Origin of the sequence: Halosimplex marinum (assembly GCF_051414075.1) — an archaeon.
In the GTDB taxonomy this organism is placed as follows: domain Archaea; phylum Halobacteriota; class Halobacteria; order Halobacteriales; family Haloarculaceae; genus Halosimplex; species Halosimplex marinum.
In genome coordinates this window covers 475,186-498,707 of the sequence record NZ_JBLKNY010000003.1, presented here as the reverse complement: position 1 = coordinate 498,707, position 23,522 = coordinate 475,186, and the positions used below count along the sequence as shown (strand labels likewise).

Below are 23,522 nucleotides of genomic sequence, written 5' to 3'. Positions count from 1 at the left end.
ATGCTCGCCGTCGCCGTCTCCCGCGACGACTCCGCCTCGGTCCACATCGGCGAGCGCCTGCGCGCGGTCGCGGACTGGTCGGAGCACACCGACGGCTCCCGCCCCGACGCCGAGGGCGGCGGAACCGTCTACCGCACGGACTCGATCGAACTCCGCGAGTTCGACGCGCTCCACCTGGAACTCGACGGCGTCGCCGACGCGTTCGGCCGCGTGGACGGCGGCCCCGAACGGGCGGAGCCGGACCTGCTCGTCTTCGCCTCCCGCCACGCCGGCGAGACGGGGCCGCTGCTGACCGCCCACCACACCGGCAACTTCGGCCCCGCCGAGTACGGCGGCGAGCCGGGCGCGTTCGCCCGCGCCTGCCCGAACGCCCACCGGCGCGTCCTCGCGGCCCTGCGCGAGCACGCCCCCGAGGGCTACGAGGTCGGGATGGAGGCGACCCACCACGGCCCGACCGACGCGGGCGTCCCCTCGATGTTCGTCGAGGTCGGCAGCGACGAACCGCAGTGGGACGACCCGGACGCGGCCGAGGCGGTCGCGCGAGCCATCCTCGCGCTCCGCGAGACCGACCCCGACGCGCCCGACGAGGACGGCACCCGCCGGCACCTCGTCGGGTTCGGCGGCGGCCACTACGCCCCCCGCTTCGAGCGGATCCTCGCCGAGACCGACTGGGCGGTCGGCCATATCGCCCCCGACTGGGGGCTCGACGCGATGGGCGACCCCGAGCGCAACCGCGACGTGGTCCGCCGGGCGTTCGAGGCGAGCGCCGCCGACTACGCCGTCGTCGAGGGCGACCGCCCCGCCCTCGAACGGGTCGTCGCGGACCTCGGCTACCGCGCCGTGAGCGAGACCTGGGTCCGCGAGACGACGGGCGTCCCGCTGGATCTGGTGGCCGCCGTCGAGGACCGACTGGGGAGCGTCGAGGAGGGCGTCCGGTTCGGCGAGCGCGCGGCCGGCTACGAGGGCGACCCGGACGGCGGGGACCTGGAGCCAGTCACCCTGCCCGACGATCTGCTCGGCGAGGCGCAAGGGATCGACCACGAGGCGGCTCGCGCGGCGGTCGAGCGGGCGACGGTCGCCTTCGAGACGACCGAGAGCGGCACCCGCGCGGAGGGCCGGGCGCTCGTCGACGCCGACCGCGACGGGGCGGCGCTGGTCGACGAACTCGCGGCCGTCCTCGAAGCGAAATACGAGACCGTCGAGCGCGCCGACGGGGCGGTCGTCGCCCGGGAGTCGGCGTTCGACCCCGAGCGCGCCCGCACGCTCGGCGTCCCCGACGGGCCGAAGCTCGGCAGACTCGCCGAGGGCGAGCCCGTGACCGTCGACGGCGAGGAGATCGACCCCGCGGTGGTCCACGTCGAGCGCGAGCACCGCTTCCCCGTCGACGGCCTGTCGGAGTAGTCCGTCGCTCAACCGGCCCTCGCGACTACCCCACGACCGCGCCCCGTTTCGATCCCGCAACTACCGCGCACGTATCCGATCGCCAGTCGAAACGCACCCGACGCGTGACCCGCAGTACCTCCGTTTCACCTGGAGATCACCCCCGAGACTGCCGCCCGCGGGAGTAAGGGCGGCTTACACGGGTGAACGGTGTAGTACGGGCGTGCTACCGCGCGTCAGTCAGGCGTCTGACGCGCGGGAGAAGCTTAATAAATGTTGCCCAGCAACGGAAACTTAAATATGGACTCTATAATCGACGACGCGATCGACGAGGCCGAGGCCGAGCGGGAGGAGGCGGCGGGACAGGAGCCCCAGGAGCCCCAACAGCGGGGGGAGACGGGGGGTTCGTCGGGGACAGACGAGATGTCCACCTCGGGGCAGATGTCCGACGAGGAACTGGCCGACGTGGTCAAGGATCTGGAGACGAAGATCACCGTCGTCGGCTGCGGGGGCGCCGGCGGCAACACCGTCACCCGGATGATGGAGGAGGGGATCCACGGGGCGAAGCTCGTCGCGGCCAACACGGACGCCCAGCACCTCGCCGACGAGGTCAAGGCCGACACGAAGATCCTCATCGGCCGCAAGCGCACCGGTGGCCGCGGCGCCGGTTCGGTGCCCAAGATCGGCGAGGAAGCGGCCCAGGAGAACATCGAGGACATCCAGCAGTCCATCGACGGCTCGGACATGGTGTTCGTCACCGCCGGCCTCGGCGGCGGCACGGGGACGGGGTCGGCCCCCGTGGTCGCCCAGGCCGCCCAGGACCAGGGCGCGCTCACCATCTCCATCGTCACTATCCCCTTCACCGCGGAGGGCGAGCGACGGCGCGCCAACGCCGACGCCGGTCTGGAGCGACTGCGAGCGGTCTCGGACACCGTCATCGTCGTGCCGAACGACCGCCTGCTCGACTACGCGCCGTCGATGCCCCTGCAGGACGCGTTCAAGATCTGCGACCGCGTCCTGATGCGGTCGGTCAAGGGCATGACCGAGCTGATCACCAAGCCCGGCCTCGTCAACGTCGACTTCGCCGACGTTCGGACCATCATGGAGAACGGCGGCGTCGCCATGATCGGCCTCGGCGAGTCGGACTCCGAGAACAAGGCCCAGGACTCCATCCGCTCGGCGCTGCGCTCGCCCCTGCTCGACGTGGAGTTCGACGGCGCCAACTCCGCGCTGGTCAACGTCGTCGGCGGCCCCGACATGTCCATCGAGGAGGCCGAGGGCGTCGTCGAGGAAATCTACGACCGCATCGACCCCGACGCACGCATCATCTGGGGGGCGAGCGTCAACCAGCAGTTCGAGGGCAAGATGGAGACGATGATCGTGGTGACGGGCGTCGAGAGCCCCCAGATCTACGGCAAGTCGGAGGCCGAGCAGGAACGCGCCTCGAAGGAACTCGGCGACGACATCGACTACGTCGAGTAATCTCTCCCGGGATTCTCCGCGTTTTCCTCCGGTCGGGAGCCGCGGCGTCGCGCACTCGTTGACAGCCACAAGACACTTTTGAGCGGATCGTGAACCCGGGGCCATGGTCACCGTCCGCTCGCCCTCCACCGTCGCGGTCGCCGTCGGTCTCGCGGTCGCGCTCGGAGTCGTCGCGGTCACCGTCGCCGCCGGCGGGGCCGCCGACTCCCAGGTCGCAATCGAGGAGGACACCGTCGAGCAGGCCCGCGGCGACGTGGCCGAGTTCACGCTCTCGGTGCCGCGCGGCGAGTCGGTCACGCTCGTGCTCGACGGCGCAGACGGGGACCGCCACCGGCTGAACCTCACCGACCGGATCGCCGACGGGCGGATCGGGCTGTCGATAAACACCTACCGCGCGGGGTCGGGCGCGAACGCGAGCGACGTGTTCGCCGTCGACGGCCGGGACGCGCTCTCGGTCGTTGGGAACGACACGGGCGCGCTCCCGGACGACTCCTACCGCGTCGCGGCCTACGCGAACGATACCGACGGCGACCCCGCCGACGCCGCGGACCTGCGGCTGACCGACCCGGGGCTCGCGAACGCGACGGTCATGGTCGCGCCGGGCGACGCGGTCGACCGGATCGACTCGCGGGCCGCGGTCGAGCGCGGTCGGGCCGAGGGGTGGCTCACGCGGACCGACCGCGTCGCCGAGACGGACGCGCTCGTCCTCCGGCTGACCGCCCCCGGGATCGCCGGCGCGGTCGCCGACGAGCCGGGGATCAGCGACGAGACGCGGTTCCGCGCGTTCCTGGACCGGCCGAACACCTCGGTCCGGGTCGCGATCAAGCACCCGACGCCGATGCGGGCCCGGCAGTACTCGCACCTGAACGGCTCGACGGCGGACGCGGTCGTCGCAGACCCCGAGAGAGACACCTACTACGTCGTCGCGCGGCTGGCGGGCGTGCCCCACTCCTACGGCCTGGAGGGGAAGCGCCGGACCGACGAGCCGAACTACTACGAGAACGAGATGGTGCCCCAGCTGGTCGTCGACGGCGAGCGCCGGCTGAACCCGGGGGACATCGGCGAGCCGAACCGGACCGCCGAGTTTCACGTCACCTGGCCGGAGGCGACGCTGTCGCACAGCGAGGACGCGCGTCTGACCCCCGGCTTCGCCGCGGAGCCGAACCAGACGGTCACCGGCTACACCACCGTCGCGCCCGGGACGGCGGTGACCGTCAGCGTCACGGACGCCACCGGGATCGAGACGCCGCGCAACGCCACCGCCGTCGTGACTCGCGAGACCGCCGAGATCGGTAACTACGGGTCCCGGAGACGGGTCTTCCGGGCGTCGCTGAACCTCTCCGGCGTCGAGCCCGGTACCGAGGTCGACCTCGCGCTCGCGCCGACCGACCCCGACTTCCCCGGCGAGCACCGCTTCGACGAGCATCGGGCGCCGGTCGACTCCCCGCGGGCGAGCGTCGAGTCGGCCGACGACCCCGTGGCGAACGGGACCGTCCGCGTCGCGAGCGCGACCCTGCCCGACGGCGGGTTCGTCGCCGTCGAGCGGGCGGCCGACGGAACGGTCGTCGGCAGTACCGAGTACCTCGACGCGGGCGCCCACGAGGGGCTCCGGGTGCCGGTCAGCGAGGGGGCCACAGCCGGCGACTCGCGCCTCCGGGTCTACCTGGCACACGATTCCGACGGCGACGGGACCTACTTCGCCTCGGCAGACCGCTCGTACGCCGACTCGATGCGAGCGGTCGGCGCGACGGTCCCGCGGACGGGTTCGACGACCGACTCGCCGCCGACGGGGACGGCCACGGCGACACCGACCCCGTTCCAGCCGTCGGTGACGACCGGATCCCCGACGGCGACGCCGAGTGACCCGACCGCACCACCGCCGTCGACGGCCACCGTCCACGTCGACACCGGAGTGACGCCCACGCCCCCGTCGACCACGGACACGTCGAGACCCGACGGGACGGGCGGGGCGACCGCCGCCGACGGTCCCGGCTTCGGCGCACTCGCGGCGCTGGCCGGACTGGTCGGAGCGGTGCTGTTGGTGGCCCGTCGCGGCAGTCGCCGCTGACCGGTCAGCCGAACACTTCGGTGAACCGGTTGGTGGCCTCGTCGGGGCCGGCGACGATGAGTTCGTCGCCGCTGTGGGCGCGGAAGTCGGGGCCCAGATCCGTCACGACCTCGCCGTTGCGCTCGACGGCGACGACGGTGACGCCGGTGCGGGCGCGCACGTCCGCCTCGCCGAGCGTGGTGCCGACGAGGCCCGGCGCGCTCGTGCGGACGACCTCGACCTGCGTGTCCAGCGAGATCACGTCCTCGTCCTCCAGCACCGCGGAGGCGACCATTCGGCCGGTGATGGTCCCCAGCGCGAGGACGTAGTCGGCGCCGGCGCGGTACATCTTCCGGACCGCTTCGGCCTCCTCGGCGCGGGCGATGACCTCGACGCGCCGGCTCTCGTCGCGGACGACCAGCGTCGCGAACTCCGCGGCGGTGTCGTCGGGGATGGCGAGGATGACCGACCGCGCGTCCCCCAGGCCGGCCCGCTCAAGCACCTCTGGGTCGGTGGCGTCACCGACCACGTCGACGCCCGGACCCTCTTCCTTGTCGACGACAGTGTACGGCAGGTCTGCGTCGTCGAGCACCTCGGTGATCGTGCGGCCGACCTCGCCGTAGCCGACGACGACCGTCTCGCCGGAGGTGTGCCGGCGCACCTCCGAGCGGGTGCGGTCGGCCAGCGCCTCCAGTTGCGCGTCGGGGCCGGTCATCAGCAGGACGGTCCCGGGTTCGATGACCGAGTCCGGCGTCGGCGGGCTCTCGAACTCGCCGTCGAACCAGGCGCCGATGACGTTGACGCCGGCCCGCTCGCGGAGCCCGCTCTCGGCCAGCGTCCGCCCGGCCACGTCGGCGCCCCTGTGGACCGGCAGCTCGACGATGTCGAAGTCCTCGCCGAGTTCGACCTTGCTGCCCAGGTCGGTCGAGACGCTGGCGGTGACCTTCCGGGCGAGGCTCTCGCCCAGCAGCGGGCGGGGCGACAGCACCGCGTCGGCGCCGGCCAGCTCGTGGTAGCGGGCGCGGTCGGGCTCCTCGACGACGCTGACGACGCGCGTCGACTCGTCGATCTCCTTGGCGGTGAGGACGATGCTGGCGTCGACCTGGTCGGACACGTCGGCGACCAGCGCCCGCGCGTCAGGGAAGTTCGCGGCGCGGAGCCCGTCGGCGGAGTCGGGGTCGTTGTGGATCACCTCGTAACCGTCCTCGTAGAGGTCGGTCGCCCGGTCGCGGTCCGGTTCGACGATCACCCAGTCGACGCCGCGGGCGTCGAGTTCGGCGATGAGTGTCTCGACGCGGGGAGTGTAGGTGGCGACGACCACGTGGTCCTCGTGGCCGTTCTCGACCGCCGTGGGGACGGTCGTCGACAGCGCCTCCTCGAAGGCCGGGAACGCAACCACCGGGAGCGCCAGGAAGATCATCACGGTCCCGGTCACGTCCATGACGATGACGAGGGCGAGCATCGGGGCGGACTCCCAGCCCGCCTGCGAGCCGTAGCCGGTCGTCGTGAACGTCTCGACGACGAACTGCAGCGCCTCCAGGAACGTCTTTGGGTCGCCCTCGAAGGCCGCCATCCCGTACTGGTAGACGACCGCGAAGGCGTACATCGAGAGGGCGAGCACGCCGGTGTAGACGACCGACCGGCGCTGCCACGTGTTCATACCCGCTTGGTTACCGCTCGCCCCTAAAACGGTTCTGGGAGACGGATCGCCCGGAGCGGGCCCCGTACGGCGGGATCGGGGGACCCGAGTCGACGGACCGGCGACCGACCCGCTCGGCATCAATAGATAGAAAAGCCCGCGGGGGCAACTGCCGCCCATGAACGTTCCCTACGACCTGAGCTCCTACGTCCGCGTGCTGAAACTGGCCAGCACGCCGTCGTGGGACGAGTTCTCGCAAGTCGCGAAGATCGCCGGCGCCGGCATCATCCTCGTCGGCATCCTCGGCTTCCTGATCTTCGTGATCATGAACTTCGTGCCGGGGGGGCCCTGAGATGGGTATCTTCGCCGTCAAGACCACGGCCAGCCAGGAGCGCACCGTCGCGGACATGATCATGAACCGCGAGGAGGAGTCGATCCACGCCGCGCTCGCGCCGGACTCGCTGACCTCCTACGTCATGGTCGAGGCCGACGACTCCGCGGTCTTCGAGCGCATCTCCGACGAGATCCCCCACATGCGCGGGGTCGTCCCCGGCGAGTCCGGGCTCAGCGAGGTCGAGCACTTCCTCTCGCCCAAGCCCGACGTGGAGGGCATCGCCGAGGGGGACATCGTCGAGCTCATCGCCGGCCCGTTCAAGGGCGAGAAGGCCCAGGTCCAGCGCATCGACGAGGGCAAAGACCAGGTCACCGTCGAGCTGTACGAGGCGACGGTCCCCATCCCGGTGACGGTCCGCGGCGACCAGATCCGCGTCCTCGACTCCGAAGAGCGGTAGGCTAGCGTTCCAGCATCCGGCGGCGCAGCCGCCGGTTCCCGCGACGAACGGCGTGAGTCGCGCCTTTTTGCCCCATCTTTTTCGAGGCGGGTACCCGCAGTGAGCGGTGCGAGGTGTGACCGCAGGGAGCACCTCGATGCGAACGGTGAACGCAGTGAACCGTGAGCGGAGCGAACGAGGATACCCGTTCCGGCCGAGCGTCACTCCCGCATCCACCCGGTGAGCCGGTCGGTCAGGCGGGCGACGGCCCGGTCGACGGTCCCCTCCTGCGAGTCGGCGGTGACCCGGAGGCCGACGGCGACGGCGACCGCCGCCAGGGCGGCGCCGGCGACCACGTCGGTCGCCCAGTGGATGCCGAGGTACATCGTCGAGACGCCGATCGACGCGGCGAGTGCGGTGGCGACGGGGTACCAGCGGGGGAAGATATCGCGGTAGTGGTAGGCGACGAGCGCGACCGTCACGGACAGCGAGGTGTGCAGCGACGGGAAGACGTTCGTGTTGCGGTTGACCCGGCCGGTCAGCAGCTGGGCCTGGGGCCAGTGGGCGTACAGCAGCGAGTCGACCGCCTCGGGCGTGACGTTCCGGGGCCCGTAGGAGACGAAGAGGACGTAACAGACGAGCCCGAGCGCGTAGTTGACCGCGTAGGCGACGAGCAGCGTCCGGACCGGCCGGTCGTTCCGGCAGGCGAGGTAGGCGACGACGGGGAAGGTCAGCAGGAAGGCGTAGCCGAAGACGTAGACGGCGCTGAAGTAGGTCGTCAGCGGCGGGGCGGCGAACGACTGGACCCAGGCGACGAACCCGCCCTCCAGCGCGTGGATCGCGCCGGTGATGTTGACGCCGATGAGCCAGGATATCTCGACGCCCACGTCGCGGACGACGCCGTTGACGGCGAGGACGACGACCAGCAGGCCCAGCGTCGGCGCGACCGCGCGGAGGTTCGCCCGCACTCGTCCGGGGGCGCCGGCCAGGCCGTCGCGGCCGACGACCGCGACGAGTCCGAGCAGGTGCAGGGCGACGACGCCGGCGGCGACCTGCCCGAGGACGGTGACGAGTCCCATCAGTCGCGCTCCACGAGAGTCCCGTCGTCGTACTCGTAGCCGGCCTCGCGGAACGCGGCCCGCGCGGCGTCGACGTCGACCGTGCCCTCGGACCCGAAGAAGGGTGTCACCGGGTGTTCGTCCTCGAACCGGAGGTCCGCGGGGACCAGATCGGTCCCGTCGAGGAGGGTCGCCGCGGGCCAGCCGTAGCCGTCGAACACGTCGTCGACCAGCGCCCGCTGGTCGACCAGGTGGCCGAGCGTGTTCCGGAACCGCGGGTTCGTCAGCGGCGGCCGCCGCGCGTTGTAGCCGACGACGTACGGCGAGGGCGACCGGCCGACGACCAGGTCGACCCCCTCCGAGCGGCCGATCCGCGGGATCGTCCCGGCGCTGACGGCCGTCCCGGTCACGTCCGCGTCGCCGCTGGCGACCATCGAGACGGCCGTCTCGTCGGTGCCGACGACGGTCACGTCGAGGCGCTCGTACGGCGGAAGCCCGTCCACGTCGCCGGGGAGGTCCGCCGGCGACGCGTCGGCGAGGAAGTGGTCGTCGAAGCGCTCGAACACGAGGCGGTCGCCGGGGACGTTCCGCTCGAAGGCGAACGGGCCGCTCCCGACCGGCGGGACGTTGTTGGTCACGAGCGCCTCGGAGGTGGCGCCGAAGTCGACGCCGCCGACGGAGGCCGGACTCGCCCGGTCGCGCCAGACGTGCTCGGGCAAGACCGGGACCGTGAGCGCTCGCGCCGCGACCGCGGCGGTGCAGTCGGTGAACCGGATCTCGACGGTCCGCGAGTCGAGCGCCTCGGCGTCGGCGACGAGACTGCTCCGCCCGCGAAACCGGGGAGCGGCCACCGCCGCGTCGTCCTCGGTCGCGGTGTCGGTCCCCCCGGTCGTCCGACCGAGCGTCACGTCCGAGAGCAGGGCGTAGGTGAGCGCCACGTCGGCGGCCGTCAGCGGTTCGCCGTCGTGCCAGGTCAGGCCGTCTCGGAGGCGGACGCGCGCCCGCGGCCGGTCGCCCTCGGTCTCGAACTCCCAGGTGTCGGCCAGCCACGGTTCGACCCCGCCGGAGTCGGTCTCGTAGCCCAGCGGGTCGTACAGCAGTCCGGTGAGGACGCCGGTCCACCGGAACTCCGCGGCCAGCGGGTTGAGGTTCTCGGTGGGCCGGCGGTCGGTGATCACGGTGCGCAGCGTCGCGGCGTCCCCGGGCGTGGCGGTCGCGGTGGTGGTGGCGGTGGCGCCCTCGCTGGCCGCCCCCCGGGACCCCTCGCCGAGCGAGAGGTACCCCAGCGGCGACTCGAAGTCGCTCCCGTGCCACCCGTCGAAGCGGCCGTCGCGGACGGCCCGGATCTCGTCGGGGAACGCGACCAGCGAGAACGGCTGTGTGCGGGCGACGCTGCGCTGGACGGCCGCGAGGGCCTCGATACGGGCCTCGCCGGTCGCGGTGCGCTGCTCGACCAGCCGGTCGTCGACGTCGAGGTTCGCGTAGCCGAACGGGTTCTGCCAGCCCGGCTCGGAGCCAAAGCGAGAGTGCAACAGCGGGTAGAGGCCGTCGCCGTCGCGGAGGCGGGCGGGGATCCGCCCGACGAACGCGTCGAAGTCGTTCCGGATGAGTACCTGGCGGTACAGTTCCTCGGGGGCGACCGGCGTGACCGACACCTCGAGTCCGGCCGCCCGGAACCACCCGGCGACCGACTGGGCGACCCGCAGGGCGTAGGGGTCGGCGTCGGCCGGGAGCGTCTTGATCCCGACCGACACCGGCGTCACCGACTCCCAGCCGGTGGCCGCGCGCAGCCGGCGCATGCACCCGGCGGTCCCGAGGGTGGCCCCGGCCGCGAGCGAGCCCAGCAGCCTGCGCCGCCGGTTCGAGGACGGCGCGTCCGGTCGATCCCCCATCTCTCCGCCAGTTCGGCACCGACGGCATTATCTGTTGGGAAACGCCGCCGTCGGGCGAACGCGGGACCCACTGCCGTTCGGCGGCCGCAGTCACCGTCGTTCGGGGGTCGCGACCACCCTCGTGCAGCGAGCGCGGGCGGCGTCGACCATCCCGGACGCCCGGTGCAACGATCACCCTATGTACCGCGGACCCGATTCACCGACAGTGTCACGCCGAGTGAAGCTCCGCCTGCTGCTGGCCGCGGTCGTCGTCCTCGCGACGGGGACGGTCGCGGTCGGCTACGTCGCGGCCGAGCGGTCGAGCGACCGGGTGACCGGCGACCCGTCGGTCGAACAGGCCCTGCGCTCGGGCGACCGCGGGCCGGTCGTCGACCCCCGCGACGGTCGCACCGTGGTCGCGACCGACTCGAACGCCTTCGTCAGCGACGAGAACGACGGCCCCCGCGCCCAGGCCGAACTCGTCGCCTTCGATACCGACGGGGGGATCTACTACCACGAGAACGACCACACCCGCTACTGGGACGTCGACCCCGTCGCCGGGACCGACTCGACGGTGGAGTTCGTCTACGCCGACCACCTCGACGCCGACGAGTGCGACGGCTCGGTCTGCACGCGCAACGGCGTCGAGCGCGTCAACCTCACCACTGGCGAGTCGACGGACGTGTACAGCCGTATCACGCCCGGCAAGCACTCGACCCGGTGGCACGACGTCGACCGGATCGACGACGAGCGGCTGCTCGTCGCCGACATCGACCGCGACCGCGTGTTCGTCGTCAACACGACCACCGAGCTGATCACCTGGGAGTGGGACGCCCAGGCCGCCTTCGACGTCGACAGCGGCGGTCCGTTCCCCGAGGACTGGACGCACCTCAACGACGTGGAGCACGTCGAGATCGAGGGCCGCGACGCCGCGATGGTCAGCCTCCGCAACCACGACCAGGTCGCGTTCGTCGACTTTGAGCGCGGGCTGGTCGAGGAGTGGACGCTCGGGAGCGACGGCGACCACGACACCCTCTACGAGCAGCACAACCCCGACTACATCCCGCCCGAGCGGGGCGGCCCCGCCCTGCTCGTGGCCGACTCCGAGAACGGCCGGGTCGTCGAGTACCAGCGCGAGGGCGGAACGTGGAACCGGTCGTGGACCTGGAGCGACGCGCGGCTGCAGTGGCCCCGCGACGCCGACCGCCTGCCGAACGGCCACACGCTGGTCACCGACTCCAACGGCGACCGGGTGTTCGAGGTGGACCGGTCGGGCGAGGTGGTCTGGACCGCCACCATCGGGTTCCCCTACGAGGCCGAGCGGCTGGGGACCGGCGAGGAGAGCGCCGGCGGCGAGAGCGCGGCCGCGCTCGACCTGCCTGACCGCGAGCCGGATCCGTCGAACCTGTCGCTGTCGGGCCGTGTCATGGCGGCGTTGCCGCCGTCGGTCGAAAACGGGATCGCCTACGTCTTCCCGCGCTGGGTCGGCTCCGTCGAGGCCGTCGCCATCCTCGCGCTGGTCGTCGCCGTCCCGCTCTGGGCGCGCCTGGAGTACCGCTGGTCGGACGTGTCCGTCGGGGTCCGCAACCCCTTCCAGATCGACCGGAGATGACGGCGAGCGGTACCCGCGAGAGCGACCGGTCGCTCGCGTTCGTCGGCCGACTGCGGCGCGCCGCGCCGCTGGACCGGCGAGACACGCGCTGGCTCGGACTGGCCGTCCTCCCCGGCGTCGTCGCCGTCGCCGTCTACCTGGCGACGAACCCGTACCCGGCCTACGGCGGCGGCCTGTACGCCCAGATCGCCGCAGAGATCGCCGCGAACGGCTACGCGCCGCCGGCGACCGTCCCGGGCTACGCCCTCCCCGTCCCCTTCGCGTACCCGCCGCTTCAGTTCTACGTCTTCGCGCTCGCCCTCGACCTGGGGCTCGGTCCCCTGGCGGTCACCCGACTGTTGCCCGCCGTCGCCGTCGTCGCGGGGCTGGTGCCGGCGTACCTGCTCGGGCGGGATTACACCGGCTGGCGGGCGGCCGGGACCGCGACCGCGGCGCTGATAGCGCTGAACCCGCAGGTGCTGGAGTGGCACGTCTCCGCGGGCGGCGTCGTCCGCGGGTTCGCCTTCCTGTACGCGCTGACCGCGGTCTACACCGGTTACCACGTCTTCACCGGCGACGGTCGGCGGGCGCTGTTCGCGGGCGCCGTCGCGGTCGCGCTGACCGGGCTCACCCACCCCACCTACGCGCTGTTCGTCGTCGCGAGCTACCTCGTGTTCTGGGCCGGGCTCGACCGCTCGCTCCGCGGGATCGCGCGCGGACTGGCCGTCGGCCTGGGGGCGCTCGCGCTGGCGAGCCCCTGGCTCGCGTGGGTCGTCGCGACCCACGGTCCCGGCGTGTTCACCGCCGCAGCCGGGACCCACGGCGGGATCGGCGGCGGGCTCGCTCAGCTCGTCGAGAGCCCCTCGGTCTACCGGCTGGCCCCGTTCGCGGCGGCCGCGGCGGCGCTCGCCGCCCGCCGCGACGCCGTCGTCGCCGGCTGGACCGTCGCCGCGACGCTGATCTTTTTCCAGCTCCGGTTCCCCTACGCGGTCGGCGCGCTGGCCGTCGCGGTCGCCGGCCTCGGCGTCGCCGAACGGGTCACTGCCGGCGGCTGGCCCCCGGCGCTCTCCTCGTCGCAACGGCGGGCTGGGGCCGCGGCGGCGCTCGTCGTTCTCGCGAGCGCGGTCGGGGGCGCGTATCTCGCCGCCGAGACGACCTCGACGACCGACGGGACCACGCCCTCGTTCCTCGACGACGAGTCGGTCGCGGCCGCCGAGTGGGCGGCCGCCGAGACGCCCGAGGACGCCCGGTTCCTCGTGCTCGGCGACGCCGCGGAGTGGTTCCCCGCGCTGTCGGGGCGGTCGATCGCCGTCGGCCCGTGGGGCGTCGAGTGGGCCAGCGCCGGCGCGTACGACCGGCAACTGGCGGCGTTCGAGGACGCCTCGACGTGCAACAGCGCCGCCTGCGTCGAGTCGGCCGCCGCGACCGTCGACGCCGACCCCGACTACGTGCTCGTCCCGAAGGGCCGGTACACCGTCCGCGGGGAGACCGTCGTCCAGTTCGGGACGCTCGAACGCTCGTTCGCGGTCGCCGACGGCTGGACGCGCGCCCACGAGACCGACGGCGTCGTCGTCTACCGGGCCGCCGGGCGCGGAGCTGACGGCTGAGCCGCGGGCGGTCGCGACGGCGGCCGAAACCCCGCCGGCTCCCGGCTCGGTCCGGCGCCGGGCCGCGTCCGCGTAGAGACGGGGGTCAGAAGACGCCGAGCACCGCCCCGGCGAGCCCGAGGACCCACGTCCCGAGCCCGACGGCGGTCGTCCGGCGGTCGTCGCGGGCGACGCCGTAGGCGAAGACGGCGATCGCGCCCAGCAGCGCGAGCCGGTGGACGACGAGGCGGATCGGGACCACCTGCACGCTGACGAGCCCGAAGTCGAGGAGGAAGCCGGCGCCGAGGCCGCCCGCGGCGAGCAGCGCGACCCGGTCGGGGTCGCGGTCGCGCCCGAGCGCGCGGACGGCGAGCGGCGGTCCCGCGACGAGGACGGGGTACAGGGCTGCCGCGATCAGGTTGGGATCGACCGCGGGGAGCAGCAGTTCCGCGGCGACGCCGGCACTCCGGACCCCGAGGACGACCCCCGCGAGCGCGGCCGGGATCAGCGTCTCGGCCAGCGGGAGCCGGCGCCGGCGGACGGCGACCGGGAGCGCCGCGCCGACGAGGACCGCCGGGACGAACTCGACCACGGTGATCCACCCGTCGCTCCCGCCGCCGCCGAACCCGTGGTACTCGCGGGTGAGCCCGGCGACGAACCGCTCGTCGCGGAGGTCGCGCTCGACCACTTCGGCGCCAGCCTCGACGCCGGTGACGGTGTGGCGCAGCCGGTACCAGTCCCAGTACTCCGTGTGGACCTGCAGAGCCGTCCAGTTCCCGACGTGTGCGGGGTAGGCCCGGACGTGCGTCCGCTGGCCGAGGTAGGCGCCGACGCCGAGCTGATAGGTCGACTCGACCCACCGTCCCCGCCGGCCGTCGGCCGCCGCGACGTAGGTGTAGCGGGCGCTCCCGCGGGCGCGCCCCCACTCGGGGCCGGGGGCGTCGCTCCCGTCCCAGACGGGCTCGGTCACGTTCCCCTCGCCGTCGACGGCCGTCCAGTTGCGGCCCGAGCGGTCCTCGAAGGCCCGCCGGACGCGGTCGGCGTCGCCGCGGACCACGACGTTCAGCGCCAGCGTCCGGGCGGCGGTCGACCGCCGCTTGCTCGTGTACGGCCAGACCGCGCCCTCGACCCCGGCCGGCGAGACCAGCCGATCCGCCGACGGGGTCGCCGAGGTGCGGTTGAGGGGGTCCACCACGGACGGCCCGGTTCCCGATCCGGACGGGCCGCCGGGGACCGCTCCGACGACCGACCCGGCGACCAGTGGCGCGGCGACCGCCGCGACTGCGAGCGCCGCGAGCGCGAGCGCGGTGACCGACCGGCGCCGTCGCATACGCCGACCTGTGCGCCGAGGCACTTAGCTTCGAGCGTGGCCCGGACCGTCCCGTCGGCGCTCGCCCAACGAAAAGACACTTACATCGGCCCTGTCTTCCGGGTGACGAGAACGACAGATGCCCTCCATCCAGACGAACGGACTGACGAAGACCTTCGGCGAGGACGTGGTCGCCGTCGACTCCCTCGACCTCACCATCGAGGAGGGGGAGATCTTCGGCTTCCTCGGCCCCAACGGCGCGGGGAAGTCGACGACGATCAACATGCTGCTCGATTTCATCCGGCCGACCGCGGGGTCGGCGCAGGTGTTCGGCATGGACGCCCAGAGCGAGTGTGCGGCCATCCGCGAGCGCATCGGCGTCCTCCCCGAAGGGTACGGCTTCGACGACTACCTCACCGGCCGCGAGTACATGGAGTGGGCCATCGAGACCAAGGATGCCGACGACGACCCCGAGCAGTTGCTCGACCTCGTCGGCATCCGCGACGACGCCGACCGCGTCGCCGCGGGCTACTCGAAGGGGATGCAACAGCGCCTCGCCTTCGGGATGGCGCTGGCCGACGACCCCGACCTGCTGATCCTCGACGAGCCCTCGACGGGGCTGGATCCGAACGGCATCCAGCACATGCGGTCGGTCATCCGCGACCGGGCGGAAGACGGGACGACCGTCTTCTTCTCCAGTCACATCCTCTCGGAGGTCGAGGCGGTCTGCGACCGCGTCGGCGTGATGAACGAGGGGGAGCTGGTCGCCGTCGACTCCATCGAGGGGCTGCGCGAGAGCGCGAGCGGCCAGGCCACCATCGAACTGGAGTGTACGGAGCCGCCCCGCGTCGACGGCGTGGCCGACATCCCGGGCGTCTCCGCGGTCGACGTGACCGAGCGGACGCTGGTCGCGGAGTGCTCGGACCCGAGCGCGAAGGTCGACGTGGTCAGGCTGGTCGACGACCGGGCCGAGGTCGTCGACATCCTCGCGGACAACACCTCGCTGGAGGAGCTGTTCAACCAGTTCACCGGCGGCGGCCGCGACGCCGATCGGTCCGTCGGTGAGGGGGCCGATCTGGACGACTCCCGGGAGGCCTCGGCATGAGCACGGTCACCGTCGCGAAGAAGGACTTCAAGGCCGCCCGGCGGTCGAAGCTGCTGTGGGCGGCGGCTATCGTCCTCGGACTGATCGCCGCGTTCGTCGGCTACGTCTCGGGCGGCGCGCCCGGCGCGGACGCCGAGCAGGTGCGGGCGCTGTTCCGGGTGTTGACGATGCTACTGGCCGTGCTCCTCCCCATCGTCGCGCTGGTGGCGAGCTACCTCGCCATCGCGGGCGAGCGCGAGGGCGGCGGGATCAAGTTCCTGCTCTCCTTGCCGAACACGCGCCGGAGCGTCTTCGTCGGGAAACTGCTGAGCCGCAACGGCATCGTCGCCGGCGGCGTCGCGTTCATGTACGTCGCGGCGATCAGCACGGCGTTGACCCGCCACGGCGCGTTCCCGGCAGCCGTCGTCTTCGGCACGCTGCTGGTGACGCTGGTCTACGGGGCGTCGTTCGTCAGCATCGCGCTGGCGATGTCCTCGGCCGCCGCGTCGCGGAGCCGCGCCATCGCGGGCGCGTTCGGGACGTACTTCGTGCTCGTCATCCTGTACGTCTTCCCGGTCGCGTCGGTCGGCGACATCGCCCGCTGGCTCCACACGACGCTACTGGGCGCCGACCCCAACCCCGACCTGTACAACGCCGTCCAGTACACCAGTCCCTACCTGGCCTACCGCAAGGCCGTCAACCTCGTGATGCCGGCGGAGATGCGACAGAACGTCTTCCGGTCGAGCCTGCCGGAGGACCTGCGGTTCGAGCCGGCCGGGGCCAACGACGCGCTGCCGATGTACCTCCAGGACCAGTTCTCGCTGGTCGTCCTCGCCTTCTGGTTGGTGGTTCCGCTGCTGATCGGCTACCTGCTGTTCGAGAGGGCTGATCTGGAATGAACCGACGCAACACTATCGGCACGGCGCTGGTCGTCCTGGCAGCCGTCCTGTTCACGGTCCCCGCCGTCTTCCCGGTCCAGGCGATGCTCCTCCACGACACCGGCTCGTACGCGACCGGCCCCCCCGAGGAACTCCGTCAGGAGGGCCACGAGATAATCGCCTACGGGAACCTCTCGGAGCGCGGCCAGGAGCTGTACCGGAAGGCCCTGGAGAACGACGGCGAGTACCGCGTCCCGGTCGGCGAGGGCGCCCCGGAGTTCAGCTACCTCAACCAGACCGAACGCCGACAGGCCTACGAGAACGACAACGCGAGCGCGGTCCAGCCGGTCGTCATCGAGCGACCGGAGGAGGGCGGGGACCTCCCGCCCGCCGACGAGCCGGACTTCCGCCCGCCGCCGGGCGAGAACGTCAGCGAGGAGGAACGGCAGCGGGCCGAGGCGACTCTCCGGTACGACGCGATGCGGACCGAGACGAGCGAGCCGCCGCTGGGCGCGACCCCGCAGTTGCTCCGGCTCGCCTCGGTCCTGCTGGCGGTCCTCTCGCTGGGCGTCGGCGGCTACCTGCTCTCCTCGAGGTAGGCGTCGTCGTCGGGCTGCTCTTTCGGAGGCCAACCGGCGAGGCCGCCGCTATCGGTGGTCGACAGCTGACGGGGAACGCGGGCAGGAACCGTCTCAGATAGCCCCGTTGCCGCCTTCGAGCCGGTCGATGACCTCGCGGATGTCCGCCTCCTCCTCGATGTTCTCCTTGACGTTCTCGCGGCGCCGGACCTCCTTGGCGGTGGCGTCGTAGGCGCGGACGTACTCGGCGCGGCTGTGCTCGTCGAAGGCGTGGCGGATCGCGAAGTAGCCGTCCGGGAGGACGGTCCCGCAGACCTTGCACTCGATGCGCTCGTGTGCCGTCGACTGGTGGACGATCAGGTCCTCGACCCGGTCGAACTGCTCGTCGTCGCCGTCGATCGCACACTCCCAGGAGGCCATATACCCGAGTGATGCCCGCCGCTCTGTAAAAACGTTCCCCCTCCCCCTTCGAGGGACTTCCCGATCACGTCTGCTAGCTGTGAGCGGTGAACGCCCTCGGCGCGCTCGCGGTCGCTCGGGCGACTACATGAGCGCGAGCGCGCCCCGCCCGTTCAGTCCACCAGGACAGCACCCGCCCCACACGGCACCGCGGACAGCCACGAGCCTCCCCAGCCGATTCGGTGTCTGCGGGCGACCCGAGCGTCGCCCGCACGGCCCGAGGGACCGCCGATGCCTCGGGCCGTGCGACCGGGCGCGAAGCGCCGTGAGCAGACCTCGCGCGGCTCGGCCGCGCGCACGAAAGCGCGCTCTAACGCGCCAACCGCACTGCGACCGCACACTGCAACAGCCGTCACCTGTACCGGGCACTCGTGCGGACGAGGCGAGCGCGGACACCCGGACGGGAAACGGATGGAGCGGGTCCCGCAGGCTTAAGGCGACTCCGGCCGCTCCCGTGTACATGGATTACCAGCTCGCCATCGAGAACACGCCGGACACGGTGCCCGGGGGGACGGGCATCCTCCTGTTGCACCCGAGCACGGGCGAGACGGACCGCATCGACACGGAGTTTCTGAGCACGGACACCGACGAGATGCTGGTCATCTCGACGCGGACCACGGCCCGGGAGGTGCGACAGAAGCTCGAACACTACGAGGTCGACGAGGAGCGCGCGACGATCCTCGACGCGCTGTCGGTCGAGCGGGGGTACACCCGCCGCCAGTCCGAGAACGTCAAGTACGTCTCCGCGCCGGACGACCTCGACGGCATCGTCGACGAGACGCGGGTGTTCCTCGAATCGACCGAGGGCAAGCGGCGCGTCAGCCTCGACTCGGTGACGGAGATGGTGTACTACTCCGACGCCGAGCGGGCCGCCGAGGCCGTCGACGCCATCCTCGAACTGCTCGAGGAACACGACGCCGTCGGCCTGTTCCACCTCGCGAAGGGAGTCCACGACGACGCGGAACTGGCGGACTTCCGCGCGCGGTTCGACGGCGTCGTCGACCTCTCCGAGGACGGCTCCGTCGACGCCGAGTTCTGAGCGCGGCCGCGTTCGACCGTCGCCGTTCTGCCCGCGCGACAACGGAACGAGCGGGGCTCAACCGAAACAGTGGAGCGTCCCGCGTTCGGTCCCGACGAAAAAGCGCCCGGCGGCGACGGCGCCGCCCGTGGGCCTCGCGTTGCGGTCGTAGCGCCACCGCTCGCGGCCGTCCGCGGTCGCGAAGGCCGCGAACGCCCACGTGTCGGCGTCGAGGCGTCGGCCACCCGTGAACACCGTATCACCGGCGACGGCGATGACGTTCGACCCGCCGACCGGTGCGGTCCAGCGGCGGTCGCCCGAGGCGGCCTCGAACGCGAACACCCGTTCGGTGGTCCCGGCGTAGACGGTGTCCTCGGTGACCGCGACCGATTCGGCGCCCCGGATCTCCTCGTCGTCACGTGTGTTCCACTCGACCTCGCCGCTGTCCGCGTTCAGCGACGCGAGGCCCTCCCTGTTCACCACGTAGACGCTCCCGCCGCGGACCGCGAGGTCGGCGACCGGCGCGTCCGCCGGGTACACCCACTCCACTACACCCGCGTTCGGATCGAAGGCCAGGACCCACCCGAGGTTCGGGTAGTCCGTGTCCGATCCCTTCACACCCACGTACGCGCGACCGTCGGCCGCGGCCACGCGGACGACCTCGATACTCGGTTCCGAGAGCGTGAGTCGTACACCGAGGTCACCCGACCGGGCGTCGATCGCGAGTGCGGTCGCGTCGAACCCGCGACCGGCGAAGACGGTGTCGCCCGCGACGACCGGCGGGGCCGACACGGCCTCGGGGAGTTCGTGACGCCACAGGCGGCCCCCGTCGGAGAGCGACACCCCGTCGAGGTACTCGCCGGTCTCGAGGTACCCCCGCGGAACGATCCCCGTGTCGCCGGCGACCGCGGGCGCCGCGTGGCCGAGGTCGTCGCGCGTCACCGACCAGCGCTCCTCGCCGTCGGCGTCCGTCGCGAACAGCACCGAGTCCTGATAGGCGGTCTGGGCGAGCACCGTTCCGCCGGCGACGGCGGGCCCCCGCAGCACGTGCTGTGCGGTCGTGTGGATCCACGTCCGTTCGAGCGGGAACCCCTCCGGTGCGTTCTCGGCCGGCGCCGCCCCGGTCCCGGCGGCGTCGTAGCCCGCCATCGGCCACGAACCCGGCGCCGGTCGCTCGTCGGGGTCGGCCGTCACGTCGGCCGGTCCGTCCTCGACGGTCCACTCGAACGGTCCCGGCGTCCGCGAGCGAGGTCCGGCCGAGGACCCGAGGCCCGTCACGCAACCGCCGACGAGCGCGCTACCGAGGACGCCGATCGCGCGTCGCCGTCCGATATCCATCACCACAGACACTTTCGGCGCGTCGGTAAATACTTTCAGGCGCCGCGGCGCCGTCAGTCGTCCGAGCGGGCCGACCCGCCGTCCGAGGGGCGCACGCGCTCGTAACCCGCCCGGAGGCCGCCGGCGATCCGGCGGCGGTGATAGACGGCCTCCGTGCCGACCCAGCCGAGGGTCAGCAGGCCGGCGCCGAGGAAGGCGACGAACGCCCACGGGTCCATCCACACGGGGCGGACCCAGGGAGCGATGTGGGCCCACCGCTCGGCGACCCAGTCGACCTGGCCCGAGATCGGGGTGCCGGCGAACGTGTTGTGGAGCCACGAGGCGAAGGTCGCCCGTTCGGTCGCGCCGGGGGTGAGCGCGGCGCTGCCGTTCAGGGCGTAGGCGCCGGTGGCGTTCTGGTCCGCGATGGTCGGACCGCCGGGCTCGTCGCCGAGGTGAACCCGCTCGGCCTCGTAGGTGCCCCAGGGGGCGTAGTACTCCCAGACGACCTCCCCCTCGGGGGTGACCTCCATGACGCGGTGGTTCAGGGAGTCGGTGACCAGCGTGTTCCCGTTGGGGAGCCGGTCGGCGTCGCGGGGCCAGTTGAGGTTGCCGTCGACGCCGAGGTTCCAGGTGCGCTCCCAGGTTGCGTTGCGCCCCTCGCCGCCCGCGTACTCGTACTCGACGACGCGGTCGTTCTCGCTGTCGGCGACGACGACGGTCGGGGTCCCGTCCTCGCTCTCGATGTAGTTGGGGTTGTGCTGCTCGTAGATGACGCTGTGGTTGCCCGGCGCGCCGAGCGACAGCTCGACCTCCTTGGTCGAACGGTTGATGACGACCACCTCGTCCATGTTGCGCGGCGAGGCCATGTACCGGCCCTCGCCGATCTTGTCCACGTCGTTGACGTGGGTCCAGTCGCCGGTGTAGCCGCCGCCGTCGCCGCGGTCGTAGATGCGCTCGAAGCGGTACTCCCACTCCGTCTCGCCGGTCGTCCGGTTGTAGACGAAGATGCGGTCGTTGTTCGTCCCGGTCGTCTCGTTGTAGTTGCGCATGTTGGCGATCAGCAACTGATCGCCGTTGATCAGGTCCACGTCGTGGGTGTCGTGGATGTCGAGCCGTTCGGTCCAGACGCGACTGTTCGTGTCGGGGTCGTACTTGAAGACGGTCGTGCCGTCGCGGCGGGCGCCGACGACCAGCAGGGTGCCGTCCTCCAGCGGATCCACGTCGTAGAACCACGTCACGTCGTCTTTGGGCTCGTAGTGCCACTCGAGGTCGCCCTCGGGGCCGACGCCGACGAGTCGCGCGGGCTTCTTGGAGCTGTTCTGCCCCCGGCCCTTGAACCCCTGAACGGCGATGACGGTGGTGCCGTTGGCGGGCTCGTCGATGGCCCCCGGCTGGAGCTCGACGGGTTCGTGCGTGAGTGCCGAGACCCCCGACGGGACGAGCAGGGCCGCGACGAGGGCCACTACGCAGAGGCGGGCGACCAGCGGGCGCGTGAGTTCGGGTAGATCCAGGTCCATGCGACGACCTCCGGAGACGCCGTCCGGTTGTCCGGTCCCAGCCGTCTCTCGGTAATAACCGTACCGTTCTGGTGCGGTCCCGCCGCGACCGACCGCCGACGACGAGTATGCCCTCGCCGACTGAACGCCCCGGTCGTGTCACTGAGACGTGTTCCGCGAGGGGGAGACCGTACTGGTGGACCGTCCCCGGCGAGGGCGGGATCCGGATCCGGCGCTGACACCGTCAGACCGCGCTTCGTCGGGGCGTGCGCCCTACTACCAAATCACCAACCATTAAGGTCCAGTACCCGAACAGGTACACCGTATGCCGGAATGCCAGAACTGCGGTTCCTTCGTGACGGCTGACTACGCACGGGTGTTCACGCCCAACGGGGTCGAGTCGCCGCGCGTCTGTCCTCAGTGCGAGGACAAGATCCGCGACGGGGCCGACGTCCGCGAGGCGCGCTCGACCCGTCGCGGCTAGGGTCCTGTATCGTCGTGAACCACCGGGGGGAGACGGCCTGGCGGGTTCGGGGGGACCCGCCCGAAACGCTGCCAGGACGCTTCTCCTGTTCCGTTCTCCGTCGAGCGACGGTCGACAGCCCGCGCTCGGTCAGCCGTCCAGCGCGTCGCCCAGCAGGTCCCGCGCCTCGGCGAAGACGGCCTCGGCGCGGTCGGCGTCGCGGGCCTCGGCGGTGATCCGGACGAGCGGCTGGGTGCCGCTGGCCCGCAGGAGGAACCACGCGTCGCCCAGGTCGACGCGGACGCCGTCCAGCGTCGTCACGTCGTCGTACTCCGCGAGGACCCGCTCGCTGACCCGCTCCATGACGGCGCCCTTCTCGGCGGTCTCGACGGAGTCGCGGCGGATCGGGTAGGTCTCGACCTCGGCCAGGCGGTCAGCCAGCGGCCGCTCGGCGGCCAGGGCGGCGACCTTGCAGGCCGCGAGCGGGCCGTCCGGGCAGAGCGTCTCCGCGGGCCAGATCCAGGCGCCGCTGGGCTCGCCGCCGAAGGCGACGCCGTCCTCGCCCGCCCGCTCGGCGACGTACACGTCGCCCACCCGCGTGCGCTCGACGGACACGTCGACCTCGGCGAGGTGGTCGTCGACGGCGAGGCTCGTGTCGACGGGCGCGGCGACGCGGTCGCCCGGGCTCGCGGCCTCGCGGGCCAGCAGCGCGAGGGTCACGTCGCCCGAGACGTAGGTGCCGTCGGCGGCGACACAGCGCATCCGGTCGGCGTCCCCGTCGTGGGCGATCCCGAGGTCGGCGTCCGTCTCCGCCACGAGCGCCGCCAGCGACTCGCAGTTCTCCCTGGTCGGTTCGCTGGGCCGGCCGGGGAACGATCCGTCGGGCTGGGCGTTGAGCGTCTCGACCGTACAACCCAGCCGCTGGAGGGCGTCGACGGTGACGCCTCCCGCGCCGTTGCCCACGTCGACGACGACCGACAGCGGCTCCGATACGTCGACCGCGTCGACGAGGGCGTCGACGTGGCGCTCGTCAGCGGTGTCGCGGGCGACCCGGTCGCCCAGGCCGTCCCACGCAGCGAGATCGGCGGCGTCCTCGCGGAGCCGTCGTTCGATCTCCGCGCGCAGGTCCGCGTCGTAGGCCTGCCCGGAGGGCTGCCAGAGCTTGATGCCGTTGTCGGGCGCGGGGTTGTGCGAAGCGGTTATCACGGCGCCGGCGTCGGCGTCCTCGCGGGCGACGCTCCGGGCGACCGTGGGCGTCGCGGCCAGGCCGAGGTCGACCACGTCGACGCCGGACTCGCGGAGCCCCGCGGCCAGCGCGTCCGCCAGGAGGCGTCCGCTCTCCCGGGCGTCGCGGCCGACGACGACGCGGTCGGCGTCGACGCCGACGGCCCGGCCGACCGACAGCGCCAGTTCCGCAGTCACTCCGTCGCCGACCGGTCCCCGGATGCCGCTGGTTCCGAACATGCTCGACCCGTCGGCGGGTCGGACCAAAA

General features: G+C 72.2%; 20 protein-coding genes. 12 read left to right on the top strand and 8 right to left on the bottom strand.

The genetic code is table 11. The annotated features are described in order from the left end of the window. The 3 genes from ACMGFI_RS03480 to ACMGFI_RS03470 all read left to right on the top strand — a co-directional run bounded on the left by ACMGFI_RS03480 (window position 1) and on the right by ACMGFI_RS03470 (window position 4,930). The gene (locus tag ACMGFI_RS03480; RefSeq protein ID WP_436907370.1) at window positions 1-1,401 is read left to right on the top strand and encodes a D-aminoacyl-tRNA deacylase; all 1,401 of its coding nucleotides are present in this window, start codon (window positions 1-3) and stop codon (window positions 1,399-1,401) included. A gap of 279 nt (window positions 1,402-1,680) precedes the next feature. Then, complete coding sequence (gene ftsZ, locus ACMGFI_RS03475) at window positions 1,681-2,862, top strand: cell division protein FtsZ (RefSeq protein WP_436907369.1); 1,182 nt, start codon at window positions 1,681-1,683, stop codon at window positions 2,860-2,862. Between the two features lie 103 nt (window positions 2,863-2,965). Then, window positions 2,966-4,930, top strand: coding sequence for a DUF7282 domain-containing protein (locus ACMGFI_RS03470; protein WP_436907367.1), 1,965 nt, complete (start codon window positions 2,966-2,968; stop codon window positions 4,928-4,930). Window positions 4,931-4,934: 4 nt separating this feature from the next. Here the strand turns inward: ACMGFI_RS03470 and ACMGFI_RS03465 are convergent, their stop codons facing one another. Beyond that, window positions 4,935-6,569 carry a potassium channel family protein gene (locus ACMGFI_RS03465; RefSeq protein WP_436907365.1) on the bottom strand — a complete coding sequence of 545 codons (1,635 nt, stop codon included), beginning with the start codon at window positions 6,567-6,569 and terminating at the stop codon, window positions 4,935-4,937. Window positions 6,570-6,726: 157 nt separating this feature from the next. On the opposite strand from ACMGFI_RS03465, the gene ACMGFI_RS03460 reads away from it, so the two are divergent. Both ACMGFI_RS03460 and ACMGFI_RS03455 read left to right on the top strand, forming a co-directional pair. Next, the gene (locus ACMGFI_RS03460; RefSeq protein WP_135366304.1) at window positions 6,727-6,900 is read left to right on the top strand and encodes a protein translocase SEC61 complex subunit gamma; all 174 of its coding nucleotides are present in this window, start codon (window positions 6,727-6,729) and stop codon (window positions 6,898-6,900) included. 1 nt (window position 6,901) lies between these two features. Beyond that, window positions 6,902-7,339 (top strand): transcription elongation factor Spt5, encoded by a 438-nt coding sequence (locus ACMGFI_RS03455; RefSeq protein WP_436907363.1) that lies wholly within the window; start codon window positions 6,902-6,904, stop codon window positions 7,337-7,339. A 200-nt stretch (window positions 7,340-7,539) separates the two neighbouring features. Here ACMGFI_RS03455 and ACMGFI_RS03450 read toward each other — a convergent pair whose 3' ends face one another. After that, complete coding sequence (locus tag ACMGFI_RS03450; protein ID WP_436907362.1) at window positions 7,540-8,397, bottom strand: phosphatase PAP2 family protein; 858 nt, start codon at window positions 8,395-8,397, stop codon at window positions 7,540-7,542. Next, complete coding sequence (locus tag ACMGFI_RS03445) at window positions 8,397-10,268, bottom strand: ABC transporter substrate-binding protein (protein WP_436907360.1); 1,872 nt, start codon at window positions 10,266-10,268, stop codon at window positions 8,397-8,399. The genes ACMGFI_RS03450 and ACMGFI_RS03445 overlap by 1 nt, the downstream gene beginning before the upstream one ends. Window positions 10,269-10,446: 178 nt before the next feature. On the opposite strand from ACMGFI_RS03445, the gene ACMGFI_RS03440 reads away from it, so the two are divergent. Beyond that, window positions 10,447-11,859, top strand: coding sequence for an arylsulfotransferase (asst) (locus ACMGFI_RS03440; RefSeq protein WP_436907359.1), 1,413 nt, complete (start codon window positions 10,447-10,449; stop codon window positions 11,857-11,859). Then, window positions 11,856-13,445 carry a glycosyltransferase family 39 protein gene (locus ACMGFI_RS03435; protein ID WP_436907358.1) on the top strand — a complete coding sequence of 530 codons (1,590 nt, stop codon included), beginning with the start codon at window positions 11,856-11,858 and terminating at the stop codon, window positions 13,443-13,445. Before ACMGFI_RS03440 ends, ACMGFI_RS03435 begins: the two co-directional genes overlap by 4 nt. 85 nt (window positions 13,446-13,530) lie before the next feature. Here ACMGFI_RS03435 and ACMGFI_RS03430 read toward each other — a convergent pair whose 3' ends face one another. Then, window positions 13,531-14,754, bottom strand: coding sequence for a hypothetical protein (locus tag ACMGFI_RS03430; protein ID WP_436907357.1), 1,224 nt, complete (start codon window positions 14,752-14,754; stop codon window positions 13,531-13,533). A 118-nt stretch (window positions 14,755-14,872) separates the two neighbouring features. Between ACMGFI_RS03430 and ACMGFI_RS03425 the strand changes: the two genes are divergently transcribed. Genes ACMGFI_RS03425 through ACMGFI_RS03415 form a run of 3 tightly spaced genes read left to right on the top strand, consistent with a single transcriptional unit; the run spans window position 14,873 to window position 17,294 of the window. Then, window positions 14,873-15,838 (top strand): ABC transporter ATP-binding protein, encoded by a 966-nt coding sequence (locus ACMGFI_RS03425; protein ID WP_436907355.1) that lies wholly within the window; start codon window positions 14,873-14,875, stop codon window positions 15,836-15,838. Beyond that, entirely contained in the window at window positions 15,835-16,716 is an 882-nt protein-coding gene (locus ACMGFI_RS03420; protein ID WP_436907354.1) for an ABC transporter permease subunit, read from the top strand. Before ACMGFI_RS03425 ends, ACMGFI_RS03420 begins: the two co-directional genes overlap by 4 nt. Then, window positions 16,713-17,294, top strand: a complete 582-nt coding sequence (locus ACMGFI_RS03415; RefSeq protein ID WP_436907353.1) for a hypothetical protein — start codon at window positions 16,713-16,715, stop codon at window positions 17,292-17,294. The genes ACMGFI_RS03420 and ACMGFI_RS03415 overlap by 4 nt, the downstream gene beginning before the upstream one ends. A 93-nt stretch (window positions 17,295-17,387) precedes the next feature. Here ACMGFI_RS03415 and ACMGFI_RS03410 read toward each other — a convergent pair whose 3' ends face one another. Next, window positions 17,388-17,693: a DUF7565 family protein gene (locus ACMGFI_RS03410; protein WP_135366293.1), complete on the bottom strand. Its 306-nt coding sequence runs from the start codon at window positions 17,691-17,693 to the stop codon at window positions 17,388-17,390. A gap of 499 nt (window positions 17,694-18,192) precedes the next feature. Between ACMGFI_RS03410 and ACMGFI_RS03405 the strand changes: the two genes are divergently transcribed. Beyond that, entirely contained in the window at window positions 18,193-18,771 is a 579-nt protein-coding gene (locus ACMGFI_RS03405; protein ID WP_436907351.1) for a DUF7090 family protein, read from the top strand. 57 nt (window positions 18,772-18,828) lie between these two features. Here ACMGFI_RS03405 and ACMGFI_RS03400 read toward each other — a convergent pair whose 3' ends face one another. Next, window positions 18,829-20,088 (bottom strand): PQQ-binding-like beta-propeller repeat protein, encoded by a 1,260-nt coding sequence (locus tag ACMGFI_RS03400; RefSeq protein WP_436907349.1) that lies wholly within the window; start codon window positions 20,086-20,088, stop codon window positions 18,829-18,831. Window positions 20,089-20,141: 53 nt separating this feature from the next. Continuing rightward, complete coding sequence (locus tag ACMGFI_RS03395; protein ID WP_436907347.1) at window positions 20,142-21,587, bottom strand: aryl-sulfate sulfotransferase; 1,446 nt, start codon at window positions 21,585-21,587, stop codon at window positions 20,142-20,144. A gap of 304 nt (window positions 21,588-21,891) precedes the next feature. Here ACMGFI_RS03395 and ACMGFI_RS03390 point away from each other — a divergent pair, with 304 nt between their 5' ends. Next, window positions 21,892-22,050, top strand: coding sequence for a DUF7563 family protein (locus ACMGFI_RS03390; RefSeq protein WP_006883194.1), 159 nt, complete (start codon window positions 21,892-21,894; stop codon window positions 22,048-22,050). A gap of 129 nt (window positions 22,051-22,179) precedes the next feature. Here ACMGFI_RS03390 and glmM read toward each other — a convergent pair whose 3' ends face one another. Then, window positions 22,180-23,493, bottom strand: coding sequence for a phosphoglucosamine mutase (glmM, locus tag ACMGFI_RS03385; protein WP_436907346.1), 1,314 nt, complete (start codon window positions 23,491-23,493; stop codon window positions 22,180-22,182). Window positions 23,494-23,522 lie beyond the last annotated feature (29 nt).